This is a genomic window from Nocardia sp. NPDC004278, assembly GCF_053602975.1.
The window spans coordinates 281,366-307,216 of the sequence record NZ_JBSGEQ010000006.1 but is presented as its reverse complement, the minus strand read 5'-3'; the positions used below and the strand labels follow the sequence as shown (position 1 = coordinate 307,216).

The following is a 25,851-nucleotide window of genomic DNA, read 5'->3' as shown; positions in this document are numbered from 1 at the left end:
CGGATAGTTCGTATCGAAGGCGCTCGTGACGTCGCGCGCGTGTACGAGAAGTACACGCGACACGACGGCGCCGAACCTCGAAGCAGTTGGTGCTCAGTTGAGTTCAGTTCACCGAAGTGTCGAGCGGATAGCGGGTTTCGAGTCGGGAACGGTCTCGGTAGAAGAAGTTCAGGACGAGATCGTCGGAGATCTGGACCAATTCGTCGCGGCCCTCGACCACGGATACCCACTCGGGCGGCAGGGCGGACAATCCGTGGACCGCACCGATAAGGTTGCCGGCCACCGCACCGGTGGAATCGGAGTCGCCGGAATGGTTCACCGACAGCAGCAGCGCGCCACGCACGTCGCCGGTCCGGAACGCGTACAGCGCGCAGTAGAGGGCGATGGCGAGACATTCCTCGGCGACCCAGCCCTGCCCGACTTGCTCGACCCGCTCCGGCGTCGGTGGGCCGAGATGAGCGAACGCCAGCGCACCGGCCAGGGCGGACACCGTCTCCGAGCTGTCCGCCGGCATCGAGGTGAGTCGGATGATGATGTCGCGCACGGCGATCGGCAGTTCGACCCCACTCAGCACGCTGTCGATCAAGGCCGCGAACGCACCCGCGGCAAGATAGCCGGTCGGATGGCCGTGGGTTAGCTGGGCGCATCGCATCGCGGCGTCGAACGCCTTGTGCGGACCGAGCGCGGCGAGACCGAATGGCGCTGACCGCATCACGGTTCCGCACCCCTTCGAATTCGGATTCACCGGCCCCGGCTCACCGGGTAGATGTGGCGCCCGATACTCCTTCGCTTGGAGCCGCAACCCGCTCGTGCACGCATGGCCCGGCGACCGCATCGCATAAAGGAACTGCCGCCCTGCCAACCAGCCGTCGGGTTCTGGCACGGGCTTGGCTTGCTCCTGGGTGGTCAGCCAGCGCAGATACGCGCGTCGCAGCACTGGAGCTGGATCCGCGCCGGGCGGACAACGCAGCAAGCCTTCGGCGGTGAACATCGTCATCTGCGTGTCATCGGTGATCTGTTGCGGCGCATCAGGTATCAGGCCAGGCAGGAAATCGGTGACGCCGGCCGCCCCGTGCTGCTCCCTGATCTGCGCCAACTGCAAAAACTCGATTGGCCACCCGAGCGCATCACCAACCGCCCCACCCAACATCGCCCCACGCACCCGGTCGAACAACTTTTCGTCTTCCCGCACGGCCACCGATCCTTGCACCGATCTGAACCTATCGGCCAAGCAGAGTAGATCTGCTAAGCAATCGGCCGAAACCCTGAAGCTACTCGAACGCCGAGAGACACTTACGCATCGAACGGTTTCTCCATAAACCGCGACCACACCCACCGTCGTACCTGAGCTGGATCGATATCCGCTCGGACCATCCCGCGGCGGGCCGCTACGTGATCACCGTCGACGGCAATGACACCTTCGTCGCTCCGGCATCGGCGGACGTCATCGCCAAGGAGCTGTCTCGGCGCGCGCCGAGCTTGATCACCTCTGTGTTTGCGGGGAGTCGCCACGGTCGCTGGTCATCAGCAACGAGGCTGACCTTCTAGGCTCATTGCCCGGGCAGGCTGTCGACTCACAGATGCGTTGGCGAGTGAGTGACCCGGGGCTGTGGTGGTCTCCCGGTCGCGCTGGCATTGATCCCGGGCGATACGGTCAGGGTGTGTCGGTGCTGAGCGCCCGCGGCTTGTTCGGGAACTACCACCTCGATCGTTTGGTGGGTCGTGGCGGTATGGGTGAGGTGTGGTTGGCGCGCGACCGCACCGGCAGTGCCGTCGCGTTGAAGGTGTTGTCTGCGGCGTATTCCGCCGATCCGGGGTATCGGCGCCGTTTCGAGCGGGAGGCCCGGTTGGGCACCCACGTGCGAAACCCCCACATCGTGCCGATCCGAGCCTTCGGTGAAGTCGATGGTCATCTGTTTTTGGAGATGCCGTTTATCGAGGGTGTGGATCTGGCCACGCGGCTGCGGTCGGGTGCGCTGATTCCGGCTCGGGCGGTCGAGGTCATCGCCCAGGCCGCGGAGGCGCTGGATGCTGCTCATGCGGCGGGGCTTGTGCATCGGGATGTGAAGCCGGGCAATATTCTCGAGGACGCCAACGGTTTCGTGTATCTGATCGATTTCGGTATTGCCCGCGCCGCCGACGGCACCGCCCTCACGGCCACCGGCTTGGTGGTGGGCACGTTGGGCTATATGGCGCCGGAGCGGTTCACCGGGGCGGCCGAGGCTCGCTCGGATGTCTATTCGCTGGCCTGCGTGCTGTATGAAACCCTCACCGGGCGCGTGCCGTACGGTGACGGCGACCCGGCGCAGCAGATGCACGCGCATTTGATGTCCGAACCCCCGCATGCCTCGCGGGCTGCCCGAGGTGTCCCGCCAGCGCTGGACGCTGTTATCGCCCGCGGTATGGCCAAGGAACCGGGGGACCGCTACGCCAGCGCGGGCGAATTCGCCGCCGCGGCACGTGCGGCATTGGGCGGATCGGCGCACTCGGCCGCGCCGGTCGCGGCCCCTGCGACATCGAGCCCGCACCCGCCCACCCGCGTCATGACCGCGCCCGGCTCGCCCCCGACCCTGGTCGAGCCTCGGCCGGTGCCGCATACGCCCGAGTCCCGGCCGGTGCCGCAAACGCCCGAGACCCAGCTGGAGCCGCATACGCCCGAGCCGCAGACACCCGAGACCTGGCCGGTGCCGCAAACACCCGAGACCTGGCCGGCGTCGCAAACACCCCAGACCCGGCCGGCGTCGCAGACACCCCAGACCCGGCTGCAGCCGCATACACCCGAGCCGCGGACACATCCGGTCGTGCATCCGGCCCCTCGGCGAAAGCTCCTGGTGCGCCGATGGATACCGGTCGCCGCCGGGCTTGCACTCGTCGCTGCGGCGGCACTATGGCTGAGCGGTGTCCTCGAGTCCGACTCCGTTCCGGGCACGACGACACAAGCGTCTTCCGCTATTGCCGCGACCGGCTCCCCGCCGCCCGCCACCGGCGGGCAATCCCCGGCTGGTGCGGTGCGCGACGGGAACCTCGCGTTCACCGTGACGGAGGTGGTGTCCAACGTGAACGCCACCGGTGCCCCAGGCGGCTCCTACACCATCGTGACGCTGACGGTCACCAATGTCTCTCGAGGCGGGCAAGCCTTCCGCATCGCCGATCAGCGCCTTATCACCGCTGCCGGGCGCACCGTCGTCCCCGACGCGCCCGCAACCACCGCACTCAATCCGTCCCGCACCGGCGTCGACCAGATCGATCCCGGCAGCACCCACACCATCCGGCTGGCCTTCGACCTACCCGGCAAGGACAAGAACGGGAAGAAGAACGACAAGAAAGTCGATGTCCCGAGCCAGTTGGTCCTGCACGGTGCTCCGTCGTCCCCCGGCGTGACCGTGCCGCTCGGCTAGCGCCCCGTAAAGCTAGCTCTTGCCATATCGCCCCCTGGGCCAGGGGTGCGGTCGAATGGTGGTCGCCCAGGCCGCGCCGCATTCGACCGCCATACGACTACAGCCGAAGTGGGTAGCGCAGCAATGTATCTAGATGGGGCGTCAGTTCGGCGGCAGTGCGTATCTGCTGAGCCAGATGGTGTGCAGGGGGCACCCGGACACCCTCGTCGACGAGGTGATCGAGGTTGTGCCGCGCGGCAGTTGCGACATCACACTGGACCTCGAATCGCGGAAGCCCGGGGTCGCGTCGAATCCGCAAGGTAGGAAAGCCGGTTGGGTGCGGACCCCGCAGCGGATGCTGGCACGCTGCACCCGTCAACGGCTGCGACGACCAGTTGGCGCCCGAGCTGACCAGGCCCGATGAGGGGGTGATGGGGTGGCACCGAACTCGGTGCCCTGAAGGGATCACGTCGGTCTTCGCGGCCCCGTTGCGGGGCCGACCCGAACTCCCGGGCCACGCTCGGCCGCTCGGGATTCCGAGGAGGTGAGGTGTGGTGGGTTCGGGGACGATGCCTCACATGTCGAGGATTCGGGGAAGAGGGCGGGTGCTGCAGGTGCTGGCCGCCGGGGTTATCGGGGTTGATCGTTGGTTGTGGGGCGGATCGGGGGCAGCGGCCGCGGGCGGCGAAGATCGCATTCTCTGATGGCTGAGAGGTCTTGGTGATGGACAGCGACGGCGGCAACCCGCGACGTCTCACCGATCCGAAGCAGGTTGCGCAGCACCCCAGTTGGGGCCGGGGAACGGATTCGTGACCAAGGGATATCGTCCGGGCCGGTCGGATCACCGGCCGAAATCGGGCGGGACGATATCGTCCCGCCCGATCGGTTTCTACTGAGCGGTGGAGCGGAAATTCCGCAGGCGCAGACTGTTGCTGACCACGAAGACCGAGGAGAAGGCCATCGCAGCACCGGCGAGCATCGGGTTCAGCAGCCCGGCCATGGCGAGCGGGATCGCCGCCACGTTGTAGGCGAAGGCCCAGAACAGATTGCCCTTGATGGTGCCCAAGGTCCTGCGGGACAGCCGGATCGCATCGGCGGCCGCCCGCAGGTCGCCGCGGACCAGGGTCAGATCGCTGGCCTCGATGGCGACATCGGTGCCGGTGCCCATTGCCAGGCCTAGATCGGCCTGGGCCAGGGCCGCGGCGTCATTGACGCCGTCGCCGACCATCGCGACCACCTTGCCCTCGGCCTGCAACCGCTTGACCGCGTCGACCTTATCGGCGGGCAGCACCTCCGCGATCACCTCGTCGATACCGACCTGCGCCGCAATGGCTTTTGCCGCCGCCGTGTTATCTCCGGTCAGCATGATCGGGGTGAGCCCGAGCGCCTTCAGCTGCGAGATCGCCTGAGCGGAGGTGGGTTTCACCGCATCGGCGACGACGAGCACGCCGCGGGCCCTACCGTCCCAGCCCACCGCCACGGCGGTCTTGCCATCGGCTTCGGCCCCGGACATGGCCCGCTCCAGGTCGGTGTCGAGGTGCTGGGCCCAGTCGGCGAGCAGCCGTGGCCGCCCGACGAGCACCGCATGTCCGTCCACCACACCCTGCACACCGAGGCCCTCGATATTGGCGAAGCCCTCGACCGGCCGCAATGCGCCGACCTTTTCGCGTGCACCCTTGGCGATCGCCTGGGCGATCGGATGCTCCGACGAATCCTCCAGTGCCCCGGCCAGCGCCAGCACTTCGGCGGTGTCCTCGCCCGCGGCGGCAATGACATCGAGCAGGGTCATCCTGCCGGTGGTGACGGTGCCCGTCTTATCGAGCACCACGGTGTCCACCCGACGGGTCGACTCCAGCACCTCCGGACCCTTGATCAGAATGCCGAGCTGCGCACCGCGACCGGTGCCGACCAGTAGTGCGGTCGGTGTGGCCAGCCCGAGCGCGCACGGGCAGGCGATGATCAGCACCGCGACCGCGGCGGTAAAGGCCGCGGCAACCGAACCGCCGGTGCCGAGCCAGAATCCGAGCGTCGCGACCGATAGCGCGATCACGATGGGCACGAAGATCCCGGAGATCCGGTCCGCCAACCGCTGGGCCTGCGCCTTACCGGTCTGCGCGTCCTCGACCAGCTTCGCCATCTGCGCTAGCTGGGTATCGGAGCCGATTCGATCGGCGCGCACCACGATCCGCCCGCCGACATTGACCGTCGCACCGACCACCGCATCCCCGGGACCGACCTCGACCGGCACCGATTCACCGGTCAGCATCGAGGCGTCGACCGCCGAGGAACCCTCGACGACCACACCGTCGGTGGCGATCTTCTCACCGGGCCGAACCACGAAGGTGTCACCAACGACCAACTGCTCAATCGCGATGCGCTGCTCGGCTGCGCTCGCCCACCCCGCCGACTCCGTCGGCTGCCGTCCCCCTGCGCTCGCCCACCCCGCCGACTCCGTCGGCTGCCGTCCCCTTGTGCGGCGCAGCACCGAAACCTCCTTCGCGCCGAGTTCGAGCAGTGCCCGCAGCGCCGCGCCCGCCCGCCGCTTCGAGCGAGCCTCGAAGAAACGTCCGGCCAGGATGAAGGTGGTGACGCCCGCGGCGGCCTCCAGGTAGATGCTGCCGGTGCCGTCCATCCGCGAGATGGTGAATTCGAATGGATGCTTCATGCCCGGCATTCCGGCCGTGCCCCAGAACAGCGCGTACACCGACCAGCCCAGCGCGGCGAGGGTGCCCATGGACACCAGGGTGTCCATGGTGGCGGTGCCGTGACGCAGATTGGTCCACGCGGCTCGGTGGAACGGCAGTGCTCCCCACACCACGACCGGTGCGGCCAGCGTCAGCGATAGCCACTGCCAGTTGGTGAACTGCAATGCCGGCACCATCGCCATCGCGATGACCGGCACCGTCAGCACCAGCGAGACCAGCAGTCGGGTCCGCAGCGCGGCAGTCGGATCCGGTTCTTCGGCAGCGGTCTGCGCGGGTTGCTCGATCTTCGGCGCGGGCAGCGCGGCGGTGTAACCGGCTTCCTCGACGGTGGCGATCAACTGCTCGGGTGAGATATCGCCGCGGAAATCGACCCGCGCCTTCTCCGTCGCGTAGTTGACGGTGGCGGTGACGCCGTCGAGCCGGTTCAGCTTCTTCTCGATGCGATTGGCGCAGGATGCGCAGGTCATGCCACCGATCACCAATTCGACCTGTCCGGCGGATGGTTGTGTCGCGGTGGTCATCGTGTGCTCCGTTCTGTGCGACTCAGGGTAGTGATCAGTGGCCGTGTCCGGCAGGCTCCGCGGCGGGTCCCGCCGCCGGGGCTCCGGTGTCGGTGACCGAGACGGTGAATTCGGCGGTGCGGACCACGCCTTCGTGCTGGAAATCGAGGAAGAGTCGGTAGTCACCGGCGCTCGGGGCGTCGACGTAGAAGGTTATGCCTGGCCCGGCCGGGGTCGCACCATCGCCTGGGCTGCCCTCCGGGTGGACGTGCAGATAGCCGAGGTCGGCGGCGCGCAGGGCCACGAGGTGACCGTAGGCCGCCAGATAGGGCTGCAGATCGGTGACCGGTTTGCCATTGCGGCGCACCGTGAGCACGACCTTCGACGGCTGGCCCGGGGTGACCGCGCCGTCCAGCGTGACGGTGTAGTCGCCGACCTGGGCGGTGGTCGACGGTGCTGGCAGCGCCTGCACGTCGTAGTTGCCCGCGACCCGCAGGTCGGCGCCGAGCGTCAGATTCTCGCCGCCTTCGGGGGTGAAGTCGGCGAACACCCGGTAGTCCCCGGCTCGGCTCAGATCCAGCGGGACGCTCCAGGTGCCCGCCTGCTCGAGCGTCGGGTGTACATGCTGGAAGGCGGCCATATCGCGGCGGACCACGATGAGGTGCAGATCCTTATCGTGGCTGCGGACATAGTCGGTGACCGGTGCGCCCGCGCGGTTCAGGATTCGGAAGCGCAGGGGTGCGTTCGCTGCGGCGGTGGTCTGCGGGGTATCCAGGCGCAGCGTGTATCCGTTTTCGCTGGCCATGAGTCCCGCGGGTACCGCATCGGACTTCGACTCGCCCATGGCGCCGTGCGCCTTCGAATCGTGCGTGGACTCGGTGGGCTCGGGCCCGAGTGTCGCGCCGACGGCCAGCGCGATCCCGAAGACCGCCGCGAGACCGAGGGCGTAACCGGCGAACTTGCTGGACGCGTTCATCGGGATGCTCCGTTCTGGTGTCGTTACTCGGCGAGCCGGTATCCGGCCTTATCGACGGCGGCGGCGATGGCGCCGAATTCGACCGCCGTGGTGCTGTCGACGGTTACCCGGCCGCTGGCGAGGTCGATATCGACGTTGGTGACGCCGTCGATCTTGCCGACCTCCTTGCTGACCGAGTTGGCGCAGCAGCCGCAGGTCATGCCCGTGACGGTGACAGTGGCGGTGGTGGCTGCGGTGCTCATCTGCTCTCCTTCTCCGAATGACGGCTCCTGCCGTCCAACCAGGTTTACCATACCCCCCTAGGGTACATTGTCAAGAAGATAGGCCTACCCCGTGAGGGTATGACCAACGCAACATGCCGCCTGAGATGCGAAAAGCCCGGCTCGGCGATCGAGTGATCGCCGAGCCGGGCTCAGGATGGTCGTTATTGATGCTCAGGATTCGGGGCGGTAGCTGACCAGGGCCACCGCCGGTGCCGAAACCACCTGCACTTCAGCTGTGTCCGAGACCTTGATGTGCAGGAATCCGCCTTCGATCGACACCGCGACATCTTCGATCGTGCGCACCTGCGCCCCGTCCCGGTCGAGCAGTGCATAGCCTTCTACCAGAGCGACTTTGGTGGCCTTGCGCCATTTCGTGGTCATTTGGGTGCCTTCCGCTGGTGCGGCCGGTGGGAAGTCCAGTTCCGGCTTTGCGACGTGGTTGAAGTAGTTGGACAGGACATTCAGAGCGATATGGCCGACGATCTCACTCAGTTCGGCATCACTCACGCCGTGTTCGCGGGCCGACGCGATGATCTGATCGTCGACGCGGCCGCGGGACCGCAGCACTTCGCGGGCGATCCGCAGCACCGCATCCGCATGCGGATCCTCGGCGTGCGCCGCGCGGGTGGCCGCGATCGCCTCCTCGGTGAAACCCATCCGGCCTGCGCGCATGCTGTGTGCGGCAATGCAGTAATCGCAACCGTTTTCGCTGGCGACCAGCAGGGCCAGCTGCTCGCGGACGCGGGCGGAGAGCTTGCCGCGGGTCAGTGCGTCGCGCATGGTCAGGTAGCCGCGCAGTGTCGCGGGGCTGTTCGCCATGGCGGCATAGAGATTCGGAACCCGGCCCAGCTGGCGCTGCACCTCGGTGAGCAGATCGGCCTGCTCGGCGTCGGCGGTTTCGATGGACACAAGCGGTAGCCGAGACATTGTGACTCCAAACTCGAACGTAATGGTACCGATCGGTGCCGAATTGAGACGGTACTGATCGGTACCGAATAAGTCAAGTCGGATGGTACCGATCGGTGCCGTTCTGGTAGCGTGGGGACATGGCAACACAGGCCAAGCAGCGATTACTCACCACCGCCGAAGAACTCTTCTACGCCGAAGGCATCAGAGCGGTCGGTGTAGACCGCCTGCTCCAGGAGTCCGGCGTCGGCCGGGCCTCCTTCTACCGCCACTTCGCGAGCAAGGACGACCTGGTCGTCGCGGTGCTCGAGGATCGTGATCGTCGCTGGCTGGCCTGGCTGCGGGAATCCGTCGAAGCCAAGGCGGGCGAACCCGTGGACCGGCCGCTCGCGGTATTCGACGCGCTCTCGGAACGCTTCGCCCGCAAGGACTTCCGCGGCTGCGCGTTCATCAACACCATGGTGGAGGTGGCCGACCCGGATTCTGCTGCCCACCATGCGGCCGACCAGCACAAACGCCGGGTCATCGGCTACCTCAGCGAACTCCTCACCGCCGCAGGCCGATCCGATGCCGAGGAGCTGGCCGCAGCACTCGCCCTGCTCGTCGACGGCGCGATAGTCACCGCCCTTCGCGAAGGCTCCCCGGCCGCCGCCGACCGCGCCCGCACCATCGCAGGCCGTCTGCTCGCGACCGGCTGACGCGGTCCCGCTGCGGTCGAAGGGTGTCGTGAGGTCAGGCGATCTGCTGTCGACGTGTGACCTTGCATCCGGCGCACCGTCACAACCTACTGCTGTGCGCGCAGCATTCGAATCCCGCTGTGGGACTGGGCTATCTACGCTGCGCGGGCGTGCCGGAACTGCGCGCCGAATTCGCGCCGTCCGACAACTGATTCGAAGTGAATTTCGCGATGGTCGGTGACGCGTCGGGCCAGCCCACCGGGTTCGTCGAAGCCGGGTATCGGATGCCGATGCGGCGCACTATCGCGCCGACGCTCGGCTCCGAATGACTGCTACGGTGCCCCGACCGTCAGGCCGAGTGCAGGTGGCGGGCGGTGGGGGAGGTTTCGGTGGTCGCGGGGTCGGGATAGGTGCCGAGGAGGCGGTCGGCGGTGCCGGAGGTGGTGACGGTGAACCAGTAGTGCTCGTTCTTGTAGTGGTGGTGGCGATGGTTGCGCCAAACCGCTCGGTAGAGCGAGCCTTTCGGTTTGTAGTCGGTGTGCACGAGGTAGTGGGTCCACTCGTAGCCGAGGCCGAGCAGGGTGATCATCAGCAGGAAGGTCAGGCCGAGACCGAGGCGCGGGAAGGCCAGGGTGGCGAGCGCGACCAGGATCACGACCAGCACCGACAGCGTCTTGGTCGGAATGAAGATCAGCGGGATATTGCGCGGATCGACGTGGTGCTCACGGTGTTTGCGTGCCAGTTCGCTGTCGATCGGGATCGGGCCGAGCCGCCTCGGCCGCCAGTGCAGTACCGTCACGTGCACGATCCACTCGAAGAGCGGGAAGAGTGCGAGCATGACCGCGGGCACCAACGCATCGGTCAATTGCCAGTCGCCCACGATGATTCGGGCGACCAGCGCCGCCGCCAGGGTGCTGCCGATCAGCCAGGGCGAGGGATGCCGAATGAATTCCCGGAATGCGCCGCCGAGCGTGAGACCGCGGCGCAGGGTCCGCTCGTCCTGACGCACGCGCTCGCGCGCCGTGGCCGAATCCTTGCTGGATGATTGGGGTTTCGTCATGGTCTTTCCTTGGTGCAGCCAGTCGGTGCCGTCCATTCGGTGGCGCACCGAGCGATATTCCGAACCGCCGCGGTGATCCGGATCGCCGGATCGTGACAATGCCGTCAGCGACGGGTGCTTTCAGTGCCCTCCAATACTTCGATCAGGGCCGTGGTCGCCGGTTCGAGCAAGGCCCGAGCGGTGCTGGCGGCCTGTTCGGGCTCGCCGGCCTCGATGGCGGCGGCCAGGTTTCGATAGGCCTCGACATTGCCCACCTCGGCGGACATGATCGGGGCCAGCGCCGCGAGCGCGGGTTCATAGGCGCCGCGCAACATGTTGAACATGAGCCGGAACACGATGGAGTCGGCGGCGTCGACGACGTGATCCCAGAACTCCATCGCGTGCCGCTGTTGTGCGATCGGATCCTGTTCGGCGGCAAGCGCTTCGACGCTGCGATCCAAGGCGGCGCGCACGGTGGCAGAGTCGGTTTTGCCGAGCCGGATGGCCGCGAGTTCGGCCACCTTGGGCCCATTGTGCAGCCGCGCCTCCAGAATGCTGCGCGCGACCTTCGGCTCCAACTCCCCGGCCTGAACCAGCAACCGCGGCAACACCTCGAGCCCGGCGCCGCGCCGATAGTCCAGCACCGTGGTCGCATCCCCCTGTCGCACCGCCACCAGCCCGGCCGCCGCCAACCGCTGCAGTGCCTCGCGCACCGCGGGGCGCGAGACCCCGAGTGCCTCCGCCAACTGCCGCTCACTCGGCAGTGTCGCCCCGGGGGCCAACTCTCCACTGAGCACATCCGCCGCGATCTGCTCGAATACGTCCCCCGACACCGACCGTTTGACCACAGGTTGCAACGCCATGTCCCTACTCTGCGCCACAAAGGTCAGGAGGTCAAGTGGTCAGACCAGTTGCCTACCTCGGAGTCATTGCTCGAACGTGGCGAACCTCGATTGTTCGTAGAACGTGCCGAGGCAAAACCTGCGTCCGAACGACCACCGCGCGAAATGGGCATCAGACATCGCCCGACTGTTGGGGGAATCTTCCGCCGAACCCAGGTCCGTCTCGACACCGCCACCGCGTAACGAGGGCAGAATGTATCGCCAATTGCGGGATCCAGTCGCCCGCGGAACCCAAGTCGACGATGGGCTGACGGCGCGGAGCCAGGTCCACAACCGGCTGACGATCGAATCACTCCTGGTCGAGGCGGTACATGGCCAAGCCGATGACTCGTCCTCGCGAACCCTCAGCGTGGTCCGATTCGCGCGACGCTGGCCGGGTCAGCTGGGGTCGGAGCCCCGGATGGCGGCGAGCCAGATGGCGGTGGCCGCGGCCACGCAAGTGGCGGCCAGGAAGGCGATGAACCCGCCCTCGGCCACGTAGACCCACATCAGACCCACGAAGGGCGCGGCAACCGTGGATTGGGCGTCGAGCAGCAGCCGGCGGCGGACCCGAGTGGATTCGGCTGCGAGGTCCGGGGCATCGGGGTCGGGGCGGGATGGGTTATCGATCAGGCGACCGGGCGGTTCGGAGGTACGCGCTTTTCCGGAGGGATAGAAGTGGAGGGTGGCGGTGTCGACGGATCGGTCGGACACCTCGGCCGCGGTCTCGGTCATGCCGAGCAGTCCCGGCTCGAAAAACACCGGCAGCCACCGGGTTCGGTAGTTCTCGGTGATCTCGAGCCAACTGCGACTGACGAGCCGGTGCTGCTGTCGCACCCGTTTGATCTCGACGGTGCAGACATTGCCGCGATCGGCGCCACCGGAACCCGCACGGTTGCCGTCCGCCAATCCATGCGGCAGGCGACCCAGCGCCCGTGCCAGTTGAAACCCCGTGTAACCCAGGATGCCCAGCGCCACCGTCGCCAGGGCCGCGAGCTGGTCCACATCGGCGAACGGCGCCCAGGCCAGGCAAACAACCAGGGCGCCGATCGTCACGGAGACCGGATAGGCCAGGGGGTGGCCCGGTCCGAATTTCACTTCAGGAAGCCGACTTTGGTGTAGTCGGGGCTGGCGAGGCCGAAGGCCCCATAGTTGGCGAGGTTATCGCGGACGGCGTAGGTGCCCGAGGCCTGGTGCAGTGGTACCGAATAGCCCTCGGCGAAGATCATCTGATCGCATTTGTTCGCCAGTTCGATGGCCTTCGCCGGATCCAGTTCGGCAATGGTCTGCTCGATCAGCGCATTCAGTTCCGGTGATCCGATGCGGGCCTTATTGCTCAACTGACTGTTCGGGTTGTTCGGATCGTACGTGTAGACCTGCTGCAGTGCCCCCAGCGGTAGCACGCTACCGCCCCAGCTGAATTGGGCGATGTCGAAGTTCCCCGGATCGATCACGTCCTTGAACAACCCTTGGCCGGGTACGGTTTGGATGGTCAGTTTCACCCCGACCTTCGCCAGGTTCTGCTGCACGATCTGCGCGGTCTGCACCCAGGCCTCCTGCTGGTACATCACATCGCGCAGTTCCAGCTTTCGGCCATCCTTTTCGCGGACATCGCCATTGAGCTTCCAGCCGAGCGCGTCGAGCATCCGCGCCGCCTCGGCGGGGTCGTAGGCGATCGGCGCCGAATTGTCCTGGTAGCCCTTCTGACCCTTCATGTAGATGTGGTTGTTCAGTGGCGTCGGATTTTCGACGACACCGTTCTGGGCGGCGGTCACCAGGGCCTGCCGATCGATTGCCTTCGAAATGGCAATGCGCAGTTGCGGATCCTCGAGCAGGGCGCCCTTGCCGCCATTGAAGGTCAGATGCGACCAACTGGGCTCGGGCGTGCGCCGCACCACCACGTTCTTCGAATTCCTCGCGCCGGTCACATTCTCGATGCCGGACATATAGGCGTAGTCGATCTCGTTGTTCTGGATCCCGGGCAGCACCGCGGAATTGTCGAGCACGCTGAGCGTGATCGTGTCCAGCTTCGGGGTATCGCCCCACCATTTCGGATTGCGGCCCAGCGTGATCCGGTTCTGCGCGCGATCGATGCCGGTGACCATGAACGGACCCGAGCTGACCGGGAGCGTGTCGTGGTCGGCGTTGCTGAACGCATCCGGGGTGGCGGTGACAGACTTCGGATACAGCGGACTGAATTGCCCCTGCCACTCGGCATACGGCTTATTGAAGGTGACGATCGCCTGCCGGTCGTCCTCGCCTCGTTCGACCTTCTCGACCCGGTCGAAGCCGCTGGGTGAGGAGATGAGGAAGCCGGGGTCCTTGGTGCTCAGCGCGGCCGCCTCCGATCGCAGGTCCTCCCACGTGATCGGGCTGCCATCGGACCATACGGCCTTCGGGTTGATCGTGTAGGTGACCTGCTGGGGGCTGGTATTCGTCAGCTTGATGTCGGTGAAGTAATTGTGGTCGACGGTGAGTTCTCCCGCCGCATTGCTCACCCAAGGGGACGGCATCGTCGGACTGATCACTGTGGCCGTGGTGTCGGTGGTGCCGTCGATATGCAGATAGTTGAAGTTCTCCGGGAAGTTGGTGATGGCCAGGCGCAGGTTCCCGCCGTCGCGCAGCTCGCTGCGATCCTTCGGGTTGATGTCGTTTGTACTGCCGATATCGACCGTGCCCGGGGTAATGCTGTTGTCGGAGCAACCGGTCGCGATCAGGCCGAGCGCGACAACAGGGACGGCGAACCGGGCAAAGCGTGCGGAAGTCATTGCGGGAAACCTCACTTCACGAATCCGATCGTGGTGTAATCCGGCGAAGCCAGGCCGAACGCACCGTAGTTGGCCAGCCCCTCACGCACGGCGATGGTGCCGGGAGATTGTGCAATGGGCAGGGAGAAGCCCTCGTCGAAGATCATCTTGTCGCACTGGTTCGCCAGTTGGATGGCCTTCTCGGGATCCAGTTCGGCAATGGTCTGTTCGATCAGCGCGTTCAGTTCCGGCGAGCCGATCTTGCCCTTGTTGCTCAGCGGGTTGGCCGGATTGTAGGCGTAGATCTGCGGCAGTGCGCCGAGCGGGAGAATGCTACCGGTCCAGCTGAACTGGACGATATCGAAGTTGCCCGGATCGACCACATCCTTGAAAAGGCCATTGCCCGGGTAGGTCTGGATGATCAGCTTGACGCCGATCTTCGCCAGATTCTGCTGCGCGATCTGGGCGACCTGGATCCAGAGTTCCTGCTGGTACATCACATCGCGGATTTCGAGCTTGCGGCCATCCTTTTCGCGGACGTCACCGTTGAGCTTCCATCCGAGGTCATCGAGTTCCTTGGCGGCCTGCTCGGGGTTGTAGGCGACCGATGCCGCGTTGTCCTGGAAGCCCTTCTGGCCCGCCACGAATATGTGGTTGTTCAGCGCCTTGGGATCGGTCACCACCCCTTGCTGGCTGGCGGTCGCGATGGCCTGCCGATCGATGCCCTTCGAAATGGCCACGCGCAGTTTCGGATCCTCGAGGATCGAGCCGGGCGCTCCGTTGAAGGTGAAGTGCGAGAAGCGCTGTGTCGGGGTCCGGCGCACCTTGATCCCGGGTGCGTTCGAGGCCGTCTTCACCTCATCCAGACCGTATACGGTCGCGGCATCCAGTTCGTTGTTCTGCAGGGCGTTGAGCCGGGCCGCATAGTCGAGCACGCTGTAGGTGACCGTGTCCAGCTTCGGGGCTTCACCCCACCACTTCGGGTTGCGGCCGAGCACGATTCGCTGCTGTGCCTTGTCGATCGAGGTGATCACGAATGGTCCGGCCGACACCGCAAGACCATTGCGGTCGACGGCATCGAATGCCTGCGGGGTCGCCGTCGACGCCTTCGGATAGATGATGTCGAACAGTCCCTGCCACTCCGCGTAGTGCTGGCCGAAGGTGACGATTGCCTGCCGATCGTCCGCGCCGCGCTCGACCCGGTCCACCTGTGCATAACCCTGGGTCGCGCGCACCTGGAATGCGTTGTCGCGCCCACTGAGTGCGTACCACTGCGACCGCAGGTCTTCCCAGGTGATGGGGGTTCCGTCGGTCCAGACGGCCTTCGGGTTGATGGTGTAGACGATCGTCTGCGGGCTGGTATTGGTGAGCTTGATTTCGGTGAAGTAGTTGGTGTCAGTCGAAATCTCGCCCGCCGCATTGGATTTGATCGAACTCGGCAGCGTCCAGCCGACGAGGTCGGTGACCTCGCCGTCGGCGTCGATATGTGACCCATTGAAGGTCGCCGGGAAATTCGTCAGTGCCAGACGCAGATTCCCGCCCTCGCGCAGCTCGCCCCTTTCCTTTGGATTGATATCATTGGAGCTGGTCAGCGAACTGCTGCTGGTCTCCGGGTCGCTCGACCCACACCCGGACAAAATCAGCGCGATGGCGACGGCGGGGGCCGCGATCCGAATTCCCACCCGGCGCTGTCGGGCGATACGTGCTGTTGTCATTTCACGAATCCGATCTTGGTGTAGTCATATGACGCGAGGCCAGGGGACCCGATATTGGCGAGATCGGCGCGCACGCCGAAGCTGCCATCGCTCTGCATGAGCGGCAGCGAATGTCCCTCCTCGAAGACCTTGCGGTCCACCTCATTGGCCAGTTCGATCGCCTTCTTCGGATCAAGTTCCGAGAGGGTGCGATCGATCAGGGCGTTGAGCTCCGGCGAACCGATGCGGGCGTAATTGCCCTGCAGGTCGTTCGGGTCGTAGTAGTACGCCTGTCGAATACTGCTGAACGCGAACGCATCACCGGACCAGATGAACTGGGCGGCGTCGAAATCACCCGGCTGGATGACATCGGTGAAATATCCGGCACCGGGCTTGGTGTCGATGGTCAGCCCCACGCCGATGTCGGCGAGGTTGCGCTGAATGATCTGAGCGACCTGCACCCAGGTCGGATCGTTGTACATGACATCGCGGATGACGAGCTTGCGCCCGTCTTTCTCCCGTACGTTCCCGTTGAGTTTCCACCCCGCCGCGTCGAGTTCGCGAGCGGCCGCCGTCGGATCGAAGCCGAGGCTGTTGTCCTGGTAGCCCGTCTGACCCTGTAGGAAGATGTGATTGTTCAGCGGCTTGGGATTCTCGACCAGCCCGTTCTGGATCGCGTTGACGATCGACTGCCGATCGATGGCCTTCGAAATGGCCACGCGGACCCCGGAGTCGGAAAGGATGGACCCCGGTGCGCCATTGAAGGTGATGTGGCGCCAGCGGTTACCCGGCGCGCGCCGAACCACCAGGCCACCGGTATTGCGTACGGTCTGGACGTCGTCGACGGTGGTCAGCTGTACCAGGTCGAGTTCGTTGTTCTGCAACGCCGTCGTCCAGGCGGAGTGATCGAGCACGCTGTAGGTGATGGTGTCGAGTTTGGGTTTGGCACCCCACCATTTCGGATTGTGGCCCAAGATGATTCGGCCCTGCGCGCGATCGGTGGACACGACCTGGAACGGTCCGGCACTGGGCCCCATCGCATTGGCGAGGCTGTTGTTGAACGAATCCGGATCGGCGGTCACGGATTTCGGGAACAGCGAGGCATTGCCCGCGAACTGTCCGCGCCATTCGGCATAGGGACGGCCGAAGGTCAGGACGGCCTGGCGGTCGTCGACGCCACGCTCCACCTTGTCCACGAATTCGAAGCCGTTGGTAATGGCGATCAGGAAGCGTTTATCCCGGCCGCTGAGTGCGTTCGCCTCGGATTTGATGTCTTCCCAGGTGATCGGATTGCCGTCGGACCAGACCGCCTTCGGGTTGATCGTATAGGTGACCTGCTGTGGGTCGGTGCTGGTCAGCGCGATATCGGTGAAATAGTCCCGATTGATCGACAATTCGCCGGCGGCGTTGGTGTCGAACGATCGCGGCATTATCGGCCGTTCGATATCGGCTATCTCGCCGTCGTTCCCGTCATTGGACAGGGTGTTCCAGTTGGCCGGGTACGACGTAACCGCGAGGCGTAGATTGCCGCCGTCGCGCACCTCGTCGACGCTCTTGGGATTGATGTCATTGGTGGTGCCGAGCGTAGCCGACAGTCCCGTTGTCGAATCGCCGCCCGAACCGCAGCCCGCCACGATCAGGCCGAGCGCGACCACCGGTACCGCCCACCGCATCCGGCTGATTCGGGTTCTCGATGGCATCGCGCTCTCCCTCTATCGGCTGACGACCGGCACCGGGACCGCATCGATCAACGCCCGGGTGTATTCGTTGCTCGGATGGTCGAAGATCTGTTCGGCGGGCCCGGCCTCGACGATCTTCCCGCGGTACATCACCGCGATATCGTGGGCCAGGTTGCGGACCACCGAAAGATCGTGCGAGACGAACAGATAGGACAGACCGTGTTCGGTCTGCAGGTTGCGCAGCAGATTCAGCACACCCGCCTGGATGGACACATCCAACGACGACACCGGTTCGTCGAGCACGAGAATCTCCGGATCCAGGGCCAGCGCGCGGGCGATGCTGATGCGCTGCTTCTGGCCGCCGGAGAAATCGGCGGGATAGCGATCGGCGTGCTCGGGCCGCAGACCGACCTGTTGGAGCAGTGCCGGTACCCGCTTGGCGATTTCGGCGCGCGGGCGGCCATCGATGCGCATCGGTTCGGCGAGCACATCGAAGATCGGCAACCGCGGATCCAGCGCGGCCGTCGGATCTTGGAAGACGATCTGCATCTTGCGGCGGATCTCGCGTTTGCGCGCCTTGGTCAGGCTCGCGATATCGCTGCCCATGATCTCGATAGTGCCCGCTTCCGGCTGCACCAGGTCGAGGATCTGGGTGAGTGTGGTGGATTTTCCGGAACCCGATTCGCCGACCAGCGCCAATGTGCGCCCGGCGCGCACCTCGAAGCTGATGCCGTCGACCGCGCGGACCTCGCCCTTGCGGCGCTTGAACACCACGCCGGAGGTGATCGGATAGGTCTTGACCAGATCGGAAACCCGCAGCACCACCCGCCCATCGGTCTCGGCCTCGGCGCTCGGCTCCGCAATCTCCTGGCGGTAGGCCGCGAACAGATCGGCGGAGGTGACCTCCGCGGTGCGGATGCAGGCGGCCGAATGGCCGGGGCCGGTCTTCTCCAATGGCGGCTCGGCCGCGCGGCAGTCATCGATCGCGATCGGACAGCGCGGTGCGAAGGAGCAACCCGGCGGCAGCGCGTGCATGGCCGGTGGCGCACCGACGATCGGGATCAGCGGGCTGCGCGCCGGTCCGTCCATGCGTGGAATGGAGCCGAGCAGCCCGACCGTGTAGGGCATCCGCGGTGCGGCGAAAAGTTCTGCCGCTGGCGCGGTTTCGACGATCTTTCCCGCATACATCACCGCAACGCGGTCGGCCAGGGTGGCCGCGATACCCATATCGTGGGTGATCATGATGACGCCAGCGCCGGTGATATCACGCGCCTTGCGCAGCAGATTCAGGATCTGCTGCTGCACCGTCACATCGAGTGCGGTGGTCGGTTCATCACAGATGATCAGCGCCGGATCATTGGCGATGGCCATGGCGATGACCACCCGCTGACGCATGCCGCCGGAGAATTCGTGCGGAAATGCCTTGGCGCGCACCGCCGGATCGGGAATGCCCACCATATCCAGCAGCTCCACCGCCCGCGCCGACGCCTCGCGGCTGGTCATATCGGTATGCGCGAGCAGGGCTTCGGCCACCTGATCGCCGACCCGGTAGACCGGGGTCAGCGCCGAGAGCGGGTCCTGGAACACCATGCTGATGGAGCGTCCACGCAGCTTGGACAATTGACGATCGCCGAGTCCGAGCAGTTCGCGTCCGCGCAGCCGGATGGAGCCATTGATCCGCGCCTGCTCCGGCAGCAGCCCGATCACCGCGAGCGAGGACACCGATTTGCCCGAACCGGATTCGCCGACAATGGCGAGCACTTCACCATCGGAGACGGTGTAGTTCACCCCGCGCACCGCGTCGATCCGGCCCTCCTCGCTCGGGAAGGAAACCCGCAGATCGGAGACCTCCAACAGCGGTGCGGTGGAGTTCTTTTCGATGGCGGCCATATCGCCCGTCATGCCCCGACCTTCTTTTCCGACGCCGCCTTCTTCCGCGAACGAGCCCGTTTCGCGCTGGGATCGAACGCGTCACGCAATCCGTCACCGACCAGATTCGCCGAAAGCACGATGACGATCAGCAGTCCACCGGCGAACATGAACAGCCACGGGAAGGTGAGCGCCGACGCCGTGCCCGACGCGATGAGCGTGCCGAGCGAAACATCCGGCGACTGCACACCGAATCCGAGAAAGCTCAAACCGGTTTCGGCCATGATCGAGGCACCCACCGACAGCGTGGTGTCGATGATCAGGATCGAGGCGATATTCGGCAGGATATGGCTCAGGATCACCGTCCTGGTCGGCGCGCCCATATACCGTGCGGCCCTCACGAATTCGCGTTCGCGCAGACTCATCGTCAGACCGCGCACGATGCGCGCGCTGATCATCCAGCCGAAGACGCTCAGCAGCAGGATCAGCAGCAGGATCGAGCCGCTGCCCTTGGTCTTCGGCGCGAACAGCGCGATGATGATGAAGCTCGGCACCACCAGCAGCAGGTCCACCAGCCACATGATGGCCCGATCGGTGAAACCGCCGATGAGCCCGGCGATCGAACCGGTCAGCGCCGCGATGGTGGTGCTGATAATGGCGACACAGAAGCCGATGATCAGCGACTTCTGCATCCCGCGCAGGGTCTGCGCGAGTACGTCGTGGCCGATGGCATCGGTGCCGAAGGGATGTTTCGCACTCGGCGGTTTGCGCAGCGCCGTGCCATCGAGTTCCTGATAGTCCCAGGTCCAGAAGTAGGGCAGCACATAGGCGACCAGCACCAGGATCAGCAGCACGAGCACACCGGCGACGGCGGGCTTATTGCGCAGGAAGCGGCGCAGGACGAGTCTGCGCCGACCGGTGGCGGCCGCGACCTCCGGCGCGCCCTGGACAATGATCTCGGCTTCCGTCATCCCACACGCACCCTGGGGTCGAGAATCGCGTACACCACATCGGACAGCAGGCCCGATACCAGCACCACCAGACCGGCGAATGCCGTCACCGTGACGACAACGTAGAGGTCCTGGGCATTGATCGAGTTGACCAGCCATTCCCCGACGCCGTGCCAGCCGAAGATCTTTTCGGTGAACGTCGCGCCGGTGATCAGACCGCCGAGGCTGTAGGCGAACAGCGTCGCCATCGGGATCAGCGCGGTGCGCAGACCGTGCTTGTAGAGGGCCTTATTGCGGGTCAGACCCTTGGCGCGGGCGGTGCGGATGAAATCGCTCTGCAATACGTCGAGCATGGCGTTGCGCTGATAGCGGCTGTAACCGGCCATCGCGCCGAGGGCCAGAGTGGCGGTCGGCAGCACCAGATGCTGGAGCCGGTCGAGCAATTGCGGGAAAAAGCCGTTGATCTTGTTCGCCGAGGTCTCACCGGTATAGAGGAAGATCTGCGATCCGGTCAGCGTATTCACTTCCAGCGCACCGTATTTCACCAGGGTGGCGAGCAGGAACACCGGCGTGCTCAGCACCAGTAGCGAGACGACCGTGGTGAAGTAATCACTGAATTTGTATTGTCGGATCGCCCCGGCCGCACCGATCAACACCCCGAGCACCGTGCCCACGATCGAACCGATGATCAGCAGCCGCAGACTCACCAGCACCCGCCGCGGCAGCTCCTCGCTGACCGGCTGTCCGGCCAGCGTCTCGCCGAAGTCACCCTTCGGGATGCCCTTCAGCCAGCTGATATAGCGCTGTGGGATCGGCTCGTTGAGATGCAGCTGTTCGGCCTTGGCATCGATCACCGCCTGTGGCGGACGTGGATTGCGCTGTTCGAGACTGTCCAGCGGCTTGAACGTCAGTGACGCCAGACTGAACGTCAGGAACGAAGCCAGCAGCAACAGCACGACATAATTGAACGCGCGTCGTAGCAGGAAGCCGGTCATCAGTCCTCTGGTCTTACGGCTGGTCGGGCCAGCATCGAGTATTAGTCCCTGATCATAAGGACGTGGGTGCGACCGTGCGTGACTCGTGTGAGATCGGCATGTCCCTTATCCTGTCGTTGCCGGTGCGTCCAGGCTTTTCTCGGCGCTCTAAGGGGGACCGTAATGAGTTATCCGCAATATGAGCCGTATCCGCCAGCTCCGGCGCCCGTGCCCGGCGGCGGCACCGCGATCAGCGCCGGAGTGCTGGCGAGTATCGGCAGCGCGGGCCAGTTGCTCGGCGGCGGTATGAATATCGTGCTCGGGGTCACGGACCTGGGGACCGACCTCGCCGACTACGACTCGACCGGCCTGTTCGCGCAGCCGTGGTTCAGGACATATGCGCTGGTGACCGGTGTTATCGCGCTGATCACGGCGATCCTGCTCGGTGTCGGCGCAGTCATGATGTTCACCAGGAAGCCGCTCGGCCGGGTGCTGGTCGTCGCGGGGTGTGCGGTGGTCGTGATCGCCGGAATCGCGGAGTACTCGGTGACACTGCGCTACACCACCTCGGGCGGTGGCGCGGCAGCGATCAGCGGTGGCGTCGGCGGTCTGATCGGGCTGGTCTTCCCGATCGCCACCGCGGTCCTCGCCCTCATCGCCCCGACGACGCGCTGGTTGAACTATGACCCGGCGAGCGCCTACCCACCACCGGTGGCCGGGTACCCGTACGGACCTGCCGCGCCACCTCCCGGACCAGCGGTGTATTCATCCGGATCGGGCGCGACGCCCTACCCGCCCGCGTCGACCGGTTATCCGCAGTACAGCCCCGGTGCACCGTATCCTCACGCGGGTTCCGCCTATTCGGGAACCGACCAGGCAGGAACCCAGGCCGCATCTCCGGCGGGCACGCCCTCGGATTGGTCGGCGAATCCCTCGATAGGGCCTGCATATCCGGCGTCCGATCAGGCTGGGCCAAAGGCCGCGTCTCCGGCGGGCACGCCCTCGGACTGGTCGGCGAATCCTCCTGCGGCCCCCGCATATCCGCCGCCCGATCAGACGGCGCGGGCCGCGTCTCTGGCGGCCACACCCTCGGACCGGTCGATGAATCCTCCAGCAGTCCCTCCATATCCGCCGCCGGGTCAGGCCGGGACGCAGGCCGCATCCCAGGCGGGTACGTACTCGGACTGGTCGGCGAATCCCTCGGGTGTGCCTGCATATCCGCCGCCGGGTCAGGCCGGGCCACAGGCCGCACCCCCGGCGGGCACACCCCCGGGCACGTCGGCGAATCCCGGCGCAGCCCCTGCACATCCGCGGCCCGATCTGGCGAAACCACAGCCTGACCAGGCTGAACAACAGCCCGACCCGACAGTGCAGGCCGACGACTCCGTATGGCGGCGACCGCCATCCAAGTGACAGCCGCACACTGCTCGAGCCGATCGTGGTGGCGCGGATCGAGGCCGTGGTGATAGCCGCGACCTCGCCGAGATGGTCTTCCGGCAGGATGGAATAGGTGACGCGCCTGCACCTGCCCAAGCCGAAGATGGTTGCCACCGATGTGGACGGCACCCTCATCGATCACGACGAGCGGGTTACCGCGCGAACCAAGGCGGCGGTGGCCGCCCTGATCACCGACGGTGTGCCATTCGTCCTTGCCACCGGCAGGCCGCCCCGCTGGATCGATCCGGTGGTCGACGGGCTCGGCTACGCGCCGCTGTGTGTCTGCGGCAATGGTGCGGTGATCTACGACAGCGCCGCCGATCGGGTGCTCGCCAGCCGCACGCTCGACGTGGACACTCTGTCCTGGATCGCCGATCTGGCCGAACGCGCGCTGCCCGGCTGCGGCCTCGCCGCCGAACGTGTCGGTGCCAGCGCGCACGATGCGGTGACGCCGCAATTCGTGAGCTCGCCGGAATACGAGCACGCATGGCTCAATCCGGATGACACCGAGGTCTCGCGCATGGAAGTCATTGATGCGCCCGCGATCAAGATGCTGGTTCGACTACGCGGCACCCGCAGCGCCGATATGCGCGCGGTCCTCGCACCGCTGATCGGCGACCGCGCCGATATCACCTACTCGACCGACCACGGCCTGATCGAAATCTCCGCCCCCGGCGTCACCAAGGCATCCGGCCTGGCGATAGTGGCCCAGCGCCTCGGCGTCGAACATTCGGCCATTATCGCGTTCGGTGATATGCCCAATGACGTACCGATGCTGACCATGGTCGGCCACGGTGTCGCGATGGCCAACGCACACCCGGAGGCGCTCGCGGCCGCAAACGAAGTCACCGCCGCGAACTCCGAAGACGGTGTGGCGCAAGTACTCGAGCGCTGGTGGGTCTGAGCTGGTCAGCGGGACTGACCGAATCCCGGTGAGCCGTTGCAGAGTTCGGCCGGCTGGGCACAGATATCGAAGCGGCCCAGGCGGTTTCCGGTACAGAAAATGCGCCGAGCCCAACTGGTCGACGCGGTCGTCGCAGCTGGGCTCGGCGTGGTGCGCTGGTCAGCCAGCGGGTGCGCTGGCCTGGCCGACCGGATTGCGGCTGATCTGCTGTTGGTTGGTTTCGTTGTAGGCCTTCCAGACGGTGGTGATGATGCCGGTCAGTTGGTTGAGAATCAGTGAGCCGTACTGGAAGTCGGTGCGCAGTCCGTTCGGCACCGGATAGGTATTGCTCAGTGGGAGGCCGAGGACGCCAGCGTCGGCGCCGAGGGTGAGGAAGCGGTCCAGGATCGCGCCCATCACCTCGTACACCTGACCGTTCGCGCCGGTGTAGGCATACCCGTTGACGAATTTGGCGTACTGCTGCCCCTGGGCGGCGGGCAGCGGCTCCGATACGGCTGCGCCGAGCGGGCCGTCCGGACCGCCCTTATCGGCCCAATGTTTGGCGATCGGGTTCTGATTCACCATGCCGAGCAGTTTGGCGGTCAGCGCGGCCAGCGTTGCGATATCCGGCTGGGGGCGGGGGGCGGTCTGTGCCTGCGCCTGCTGTTGCGGTCTGCTCGACGTGCCGGAGGCGCCCGATACGCCCGCGGCGATATCGCGGATGCGATCCATATCGGCATAGACCGCGTCACCGGGGCAACTGGTATTGCCGACGTCGCGATGCGCGAACACCACCGGCAGCTGGACCGCCTCGCCCTCCGGATAGGGGGTGAATTCGGTGCCCTCCGAGTACATCGTGGTGTAGCCCTTGGGGTCGAGGCCCGCAATCTTGGACCGCCAGCCGATGAACCGGCCGACCGCGTCGAGCGCCTCCGCAGAGGGCTCCTCGGACTCGTAGTTGCCCATCAATGCCACACCCGAGGTGTTCTCGTTGAACCCACCCGCGTGCGCGCCCTGCACTGGACGGTCCAGTCCGCCGAAGCGGCCCTCGAAGATCTGGCCGTACTTGTCGACCAGTGCGTTGTAACCGATATCGCACCAGCCCAACGTCTTTGCGTGATAGGTGTAGATCGCGCGGACGATGCCCGCGGATTCGGCCTTGCTGTAGTCGTTGCGACCCGCGGTGTGGTGCACCGTGATGCCGCCGACCTGGTCGTCGTAGGTGGGGTCTTCGCAGCGAATGGATTCGTCGGCGCCCCACTGGGATCGGGTGATGACATTGGGTCCGCCGCCGGGCAGCGCCGCCGCGACATCGGTGAGCGTGCCGTCGATGGCCCCTCGGCCCGGATCGATCAGCACAGCCGTCAGTGCGGCAGCGGTCTGAGCCGGATCATCCGAGCGGGGGGCGGCCTGGGTGGGCCGCATCGGCACCGCGCCCTCGGCATCGTCCGCGATCGGGGAATGCGGTGAGGTGGCCGGGGTCGGCTTGCGGGTCACCAGAATCTGCACCGACTTGGTATTGCCGACGTAGATCGGTTCGGTGCCGGTGGTGCCGCCCGCCGCCACTCGATCGTTGCGACGCGTATCGACGGCTTGGCTGTCGTACCAGGGACCCCAGGTGTCATCGGACTGACGGGCCCGGATCATCACCTTGGTGTCCACCAGATCGTGCGCGGTCAATGCGACGAGGCTGAACGGTGTATCCCGACTGACTTCCTTGACCTGCGCACCGACCTGGCTGAGCAGTTCCGGTGGGACGGCGCCGGGTGCCAATGCGGGTGTGTCCGGGGTGATTCCGGGTTCCAGCTGGTCCGCGTCGGCGATGAAGGCGGCGGCCGAGGGATGACGTTGGCCGGACTGCGCGGGAATGGTTTGGCCTGGAGTGATGCCCTGTCCGAGGGGGCCATGACCTGTATCGGGGCTCTGACTTGTTCGGGGGCTTTGACCCGGCGTGGTTTGGCTGGGTTTGGTGCCCTGACCGAGGGGGGTGCCTTGACTGGTGTTGGGGCTCTGGCCGGGCGTGGTTTGGCCGGGAATGGCCTGGCCAGGGGCGGATTGGCCCGGAGTCGTTTGGCCGGGGAAGGTTTGACCGGGAGCCAATTGGGCCGGAACAGGTTGGTTCGGAACGGATTGGGCTGGAAGGGATTGGCTGGGTTTGGTGCCCTGACCGAGGGGGGTGCCTTGACTGGTGTTGGGGCTCTGGCCGGGCGTGGTTTGGCCGGGAATGGCCTGGCCAGGGGCGGAATGACCCGGAGTCGCTTGGCCGGAGAAGGTTTGGCCGGGAGCCGGTTGGG

20 protein-coding genes are annotated in these 25,851 nt (G+C 65.7%); 5 read left to right on the top strand and 15 right to left on the bottom strand.

The window, feature by feature from the left end:
* Positions 1–103 precede the first annotated feature (103 nt).
* The gene (locus ACWEO2_RS12350) at positions 104–1,192 is read right to left on the bottom strand and encodes an ADP-ribosylglycohydrolase family protein (RefSeq protein WP_452405358.1); all 1,089 of its coding nucleotides are present in this window, start codon (positions 1,190–1,192) and stop codon (positions 104–106) included.
* Positions 1,193–1,661: 469 nt separating this feature from the next.
* Here ACWEO2_RS12350 and ACWEO2_RS12345 point away from each other — a divergent pair, with 469 nt between their 5' ends.
* Positions 1,662–3,398 (top strand): protein kinase domain-containing protein, encoded by a 1,737-nt coding sequence (locus ACWEO2_RS12345; RefSeq protein WP_452405357.1) that lies wholly within the window; start codon positions 1,662–1,664, stop codon positions 3,396–3,398.
* An 868-nt stretch (positions 3,399–4,266) separates the two neighbouring features.
* On the opposite strand, the gene ACWEO2_RS12340 is transcribed toward ACWEO2_RS12345, so the two are convergent.
* The 4 genes from ACWEO2_RS12340 to ACWEO2_RS12325 all read right to left on the bottom strand — a co-directional run bounded on the left by ACWEO2_RS12340 (position 4,267) and on the right by ACWEO2_RS12325 (position 8,730).
* A complete protein-coding gene (locus ACWEO2_RS12340; protein WP_452405356.1) occupies positions 4,267–6,603 on the bottom strand; it encodes a heavy metal translocating P-type ATPase in 2,337 nt (778 codons plus the stop codon).
* Between the two features lie 34 nt (positions 6,604–6,637).
* Positions 6,638–7,558, bottom strand: a complete 921-nt coding sequence (locus tag ACWEO2_RS12335) for a hypothetical protein (RefSeq protein ID WP_452405355.1) — start codon at positions 7,556–7,558, stop codon at positions 6,638–6,640.
* A gap of 23 nt (positions 7,559–7,581) precedes the next feature.
* Positions 7,582–7,800, bottom strand: a complete 219-nt coding sequence (locus ACWEO2_RS12330) for a heavy-metal-associated domain-containing protein (RefSeq protein WP_452405354.1) — start codon at positions 7,798–7,800, stop codon at positions 7,582–7,584.
* A 192-nt stretch (positions 7,801–7,992) separates the two neighbouring features.
* Positions 7,993–8,730 (bottom strand): carboxymuconolactone decarboxylase family protein, encoded by a 738-nt coding sequence (locus tag ACWEO2_RS12325; protein WP_452405353.1) that lies wholly within the window; start codon positions 8,728–8,730, stop codon positions 7,993–7,995.
* Between the two features lie 137 nt (positions 8,731–8,867).
* Here ACWEO2_RS12325 and ACWEO2_RS12320 point away from each other — a divergent pair, with 137 nt between their 5' ends.
* A complete protein-coding gene (locus ACWEO2_RS12320; protein WP_452405352.1) occupies positions 8,868–9,425 on the top strand; it encodes a TetR/AcrR family transcriptional regulator in 558 nt (185 codons plus the stop codon).
* A 56-nt stretch (positions 9,426–9,481) separates the two neighbouring features.
* Entirely contained in the window at positions 9,482–9,616 is a 135-nt protein-coding gene (locus tag ACWEO2_RS12315; RefSeq protein WP_452405351.1) for a hypothetical protein, read from the top strand.
* Between the two features lie 137 nt (positions 9,617–9,753).
* Here ACWEO2_RS12315 and ACWEO2_RS12310 read toward each other — a convergent pair whose 3' ends face one another.
* The 9 genes from ACWEO2_RS12310 to ACWEO2_RS12270 all read right to left on the bottom strand — a co-directional run bounded on the left by ACWEO2_RS12310 (position 9,754) and on the right by ACWEO2_RS12270 (position 21,258).
* Positions 9,754–10,464 (bottom strand): sterol desaturase family protein, encoded by a 711-nt coding sequence (locus ACWEO2_RS12310; RefSeq protein WP_354959525.1) that lies wholly within the window; start codon positions 10,462–10,464, stop codon positions 9,754–9,756.
* A gap of 104 nt (positions 10,465–10,568) precedes the next feature.
* Entirely contained in the window at positions 10,569–11,306 is a 738-nt protein-coding gene (locus tag ACWEO2_RS12305) for a FadR/GntR family transcriptional regulator (RefSeq protein ID WP_452405350.1), read from the bottom strand.
* A 417-nt stretch (positions 11,307–11,723) separates the two neighbouring features.
* Complete coding sequence (locus ACWEO2_RS12300; RefSeq protein ID WP_452405349.1) at positions 11,724–12,422, bottom strand: hypothetical protein; 699 nt, start codon at positions 12,420–12,422, stop codon at positions 11,724–11,726.
* Positions 12,419–14,092 (bottom strand): ABC transporter family substrate-binding protein, encoded by a 1,674-nt coding sequence (locus ACWEO2_RS12295; protein ID WP_452405348.1) that lies wholly within the window; start codon positions 14,090–14,092, stop codon positions 12,419–12,421. The genes ACWEO2_RS12300 and ACWEO2_RS12295 overlap by 4 nt, the downstream gene beginning before the upstream one ends.
* Positions 14,093–14,103: 11 nt before the next feature.
* Positions 14,104–15,786 (bottom strand): ABC transporter family substrate-binding protein, encoded by a 1,683-nt coding sequence (locus ACWEO2_RS12290; RefSeq protein ID WP_452405347.1) that lies wholly within the window; start codon positions 15,784–15,786, stop codon positions 14,104–14,106.
* Positions 15,783–17,465 (bottom strand): ABC transporter family substrate-binding protein, encoded by a 1,683-nt coding sequence (locus ACWEO2_RS12285; protein ID WP_452405346.1) that lies wholly within the window; start codon positions 17,463–17,465, stop codon positions 15,783–15,785. The genes ACWEO2_RS12290 and ACWEO2_RS12285 overlap by 4 nt, the downstream gene beginning before the upstream one ends.
* Before the next feature lie 12 nt (positions 17,466–17,477).
* The gene (locus ACWEO2_RS12280; protein WP_452405345.1) at positions 17,478–19,346 is read right to left on the bottom strand and encodes an ABC transporter ATP-binding protein; all 1,869 of its coding nucleotides are present in this window, start codon (positions 19,344–19,346) and stop codon (positions 17,478–17,480) included.
* A complete protein-coding gene (locus ACWEO2_RS12275) occupies positions 19,343–20,284 on the bottom strand; it encodes an ABC transporter permease (protein WP_355180185.1) in 942 nt (313 codons plus the stop codon). The genes ACWEO2_RS12280 and ACWEO2_RS12275 overlap by 4 nt, the downstream gene beginning before the upstream one ends.
* The gene (locus tag ACWEO2_RS12270; RefSeq protein WP_452405344.1) at positions 20,281–21,258 is read right to left on the bottom strand and encodes an ABC transporter permease; all 978 of its coding nucleotides are present in this window, start codon (positions 21,256–21,258) and stop codon (positions 20,281–20,283) included. Before ACWEO2_RS12270 ends, ACWEO2_RS12275 begins: the two co-directional genes overlap by 4 nt.
* Positions 21,259–21,420: 162 nt before the next feature.
* Here ACWEO2_RS12270 and ACWEO2_RS12265 point away from each other — a divergent pair, with 162 nt between their 5' ends.
* Both ACWEO2_RS12265 and ACWEO2_RS12260 read left to right on the top strand, forming a co-directional pair.
* Positions 21,421–22,650, top strand: a complete 1,230-nt coding sequence (locus ACWEO2_RS12265) for a hypothetical protein (RefSeq protein ID WP_452405343.1) — start codon at positions 21,421–21,423, stop codon at positions 22,648–22,650.
* 127 nt (positions 22,651–22,777) lie between these two features.
* Positions 22,778–23,578, top strand: coding sequence for an HAD family hydrolase (locus ACWEO2_RS12260; protein ID WP_452405437.1), 801 nt, complete (start codon positions 22,778–22,780; stop codon positions 23,576–23,578).
* Positions 23,579–23,737: 159 nt separating this feature from the next.
* Here the strand turns inward: ACWEO2_RS12260 and ACWEO2_RS12255 are convergent.
* Positions 23,738–25,851, bottom strand: a 2,114-nt coding sequence (locus tag ACWEO2_RS12255) for an N-acetylmuramoyl-L-alanine amidase (RefSeq protein ID WP_452405342.1), incomplete at its 5' end; no start/stop codon positions are given.

Excerpts from the sequence above, each read along its gene's own strand:
- ACWEO2_RS12305 (WP_452405350.1), bottom strand. The coding sequence starts at position 11,306 with ATGGCGTTGCAACCTGTGGTCAAACGGTCGGTGTCGGGGGACGTATTC.
- ACWEO2_RS12330 (WP_452405354.1), bottom strand. The coding sequence starts at position 7,800 with ATGAGCACCGCAGCCACCACCGCCACTGTCACCGTCACGGGCATGACC.
- ACWEO2_RS12335 (WP_452405355.1), bottom strand. The coding sequence starts at position 7,558 with ATGAACGCGTCCAGCAAGTTCGCCGGTTACGCCCTCGGTCTCGCGGCG.
- ACWEO2_RS12290 (WP_452405347.1), bottom strand. The coding sequence starts at position 15,786 with ATGACAACAGCACGTATCGCCCGACAGCGCCGGGTGGGAATTCGGATC.
- ACWEO2_RS12340 (WP_452405356.1), bottom strand. The coding sequence starts at position 6,603 with ATGACCACCGCGACACAACCATCCGCCGGACAGGTCGAATTGGTGATC.
- ACWEO2_RS12265 (WP_452405343.1), top strand. The coding sequence starts at position 21,421 with ATGAGTTATCCGCAATATGAGCCGTATCCGCCAGCTCCGGCGCCCGTG.
- ACWEO2_RS12285 (WP_452405346.1), bottom strand. The coding sequence starts at position 17,465 with ATGCCATCGAGAACCCGAATCAGCCGGATGCGGTGGGCGGTACCGGTG.
- ACWEO2_RS12295 (WP_452405348.1), bottom strand. The coding sequence starts at position 14,092 with ATGACTTCCGCACGCTTTGCCCGGTTCGCCGTCCCTGTTGTCGCGCTC.
- ACWEO2_RS12275 (WP_355180185.1), bottom strand. The coding sequence starts at position 20,284 with ATGACGGAAGCCGAGATCATTGTCCAGGGCGCGCCGGAGGTCGCGGCC.
- ACWEO2_RS12310 (WP_354959525.1), bottom strand. The coding sequence starts at position 10,464 with ATGACGAAACCCCAATCATCCAGCAAGGATTCGGCCACGGCGCGCGAG.
- ACWEO2_RS12280 (WP_452405345.1), bottom strand. The coding sequence starts at position 19,346 with ATGACGGGCGATATGGCCGCCATCGAAAAGAACTCCACCGCACCGCTG.
- ACWEO2_RS12270 (WP_452405344.1), bottom strand. The coding sequence starts at position 21,258 with ATGACCGGCTTCCTGCTACGACGCGCGTTCAATTATGTCGTGCTGTTG.
- ACWEO2_RS12260 (WP_452405437.1), top strand. The coding sequence starts at position 22,778 with ATGGTTGCCACCGATGTGGACGGCACCCTCATCGATCACGACGAGCGG.
- ACWEO2_RS12320 (WP_452405352.1), top strand. The coding sequence starts at position 8,868 with ATGGCAACACAGGCCAAGCAGCGATTACTCACCACCGCCGAAGAACTC.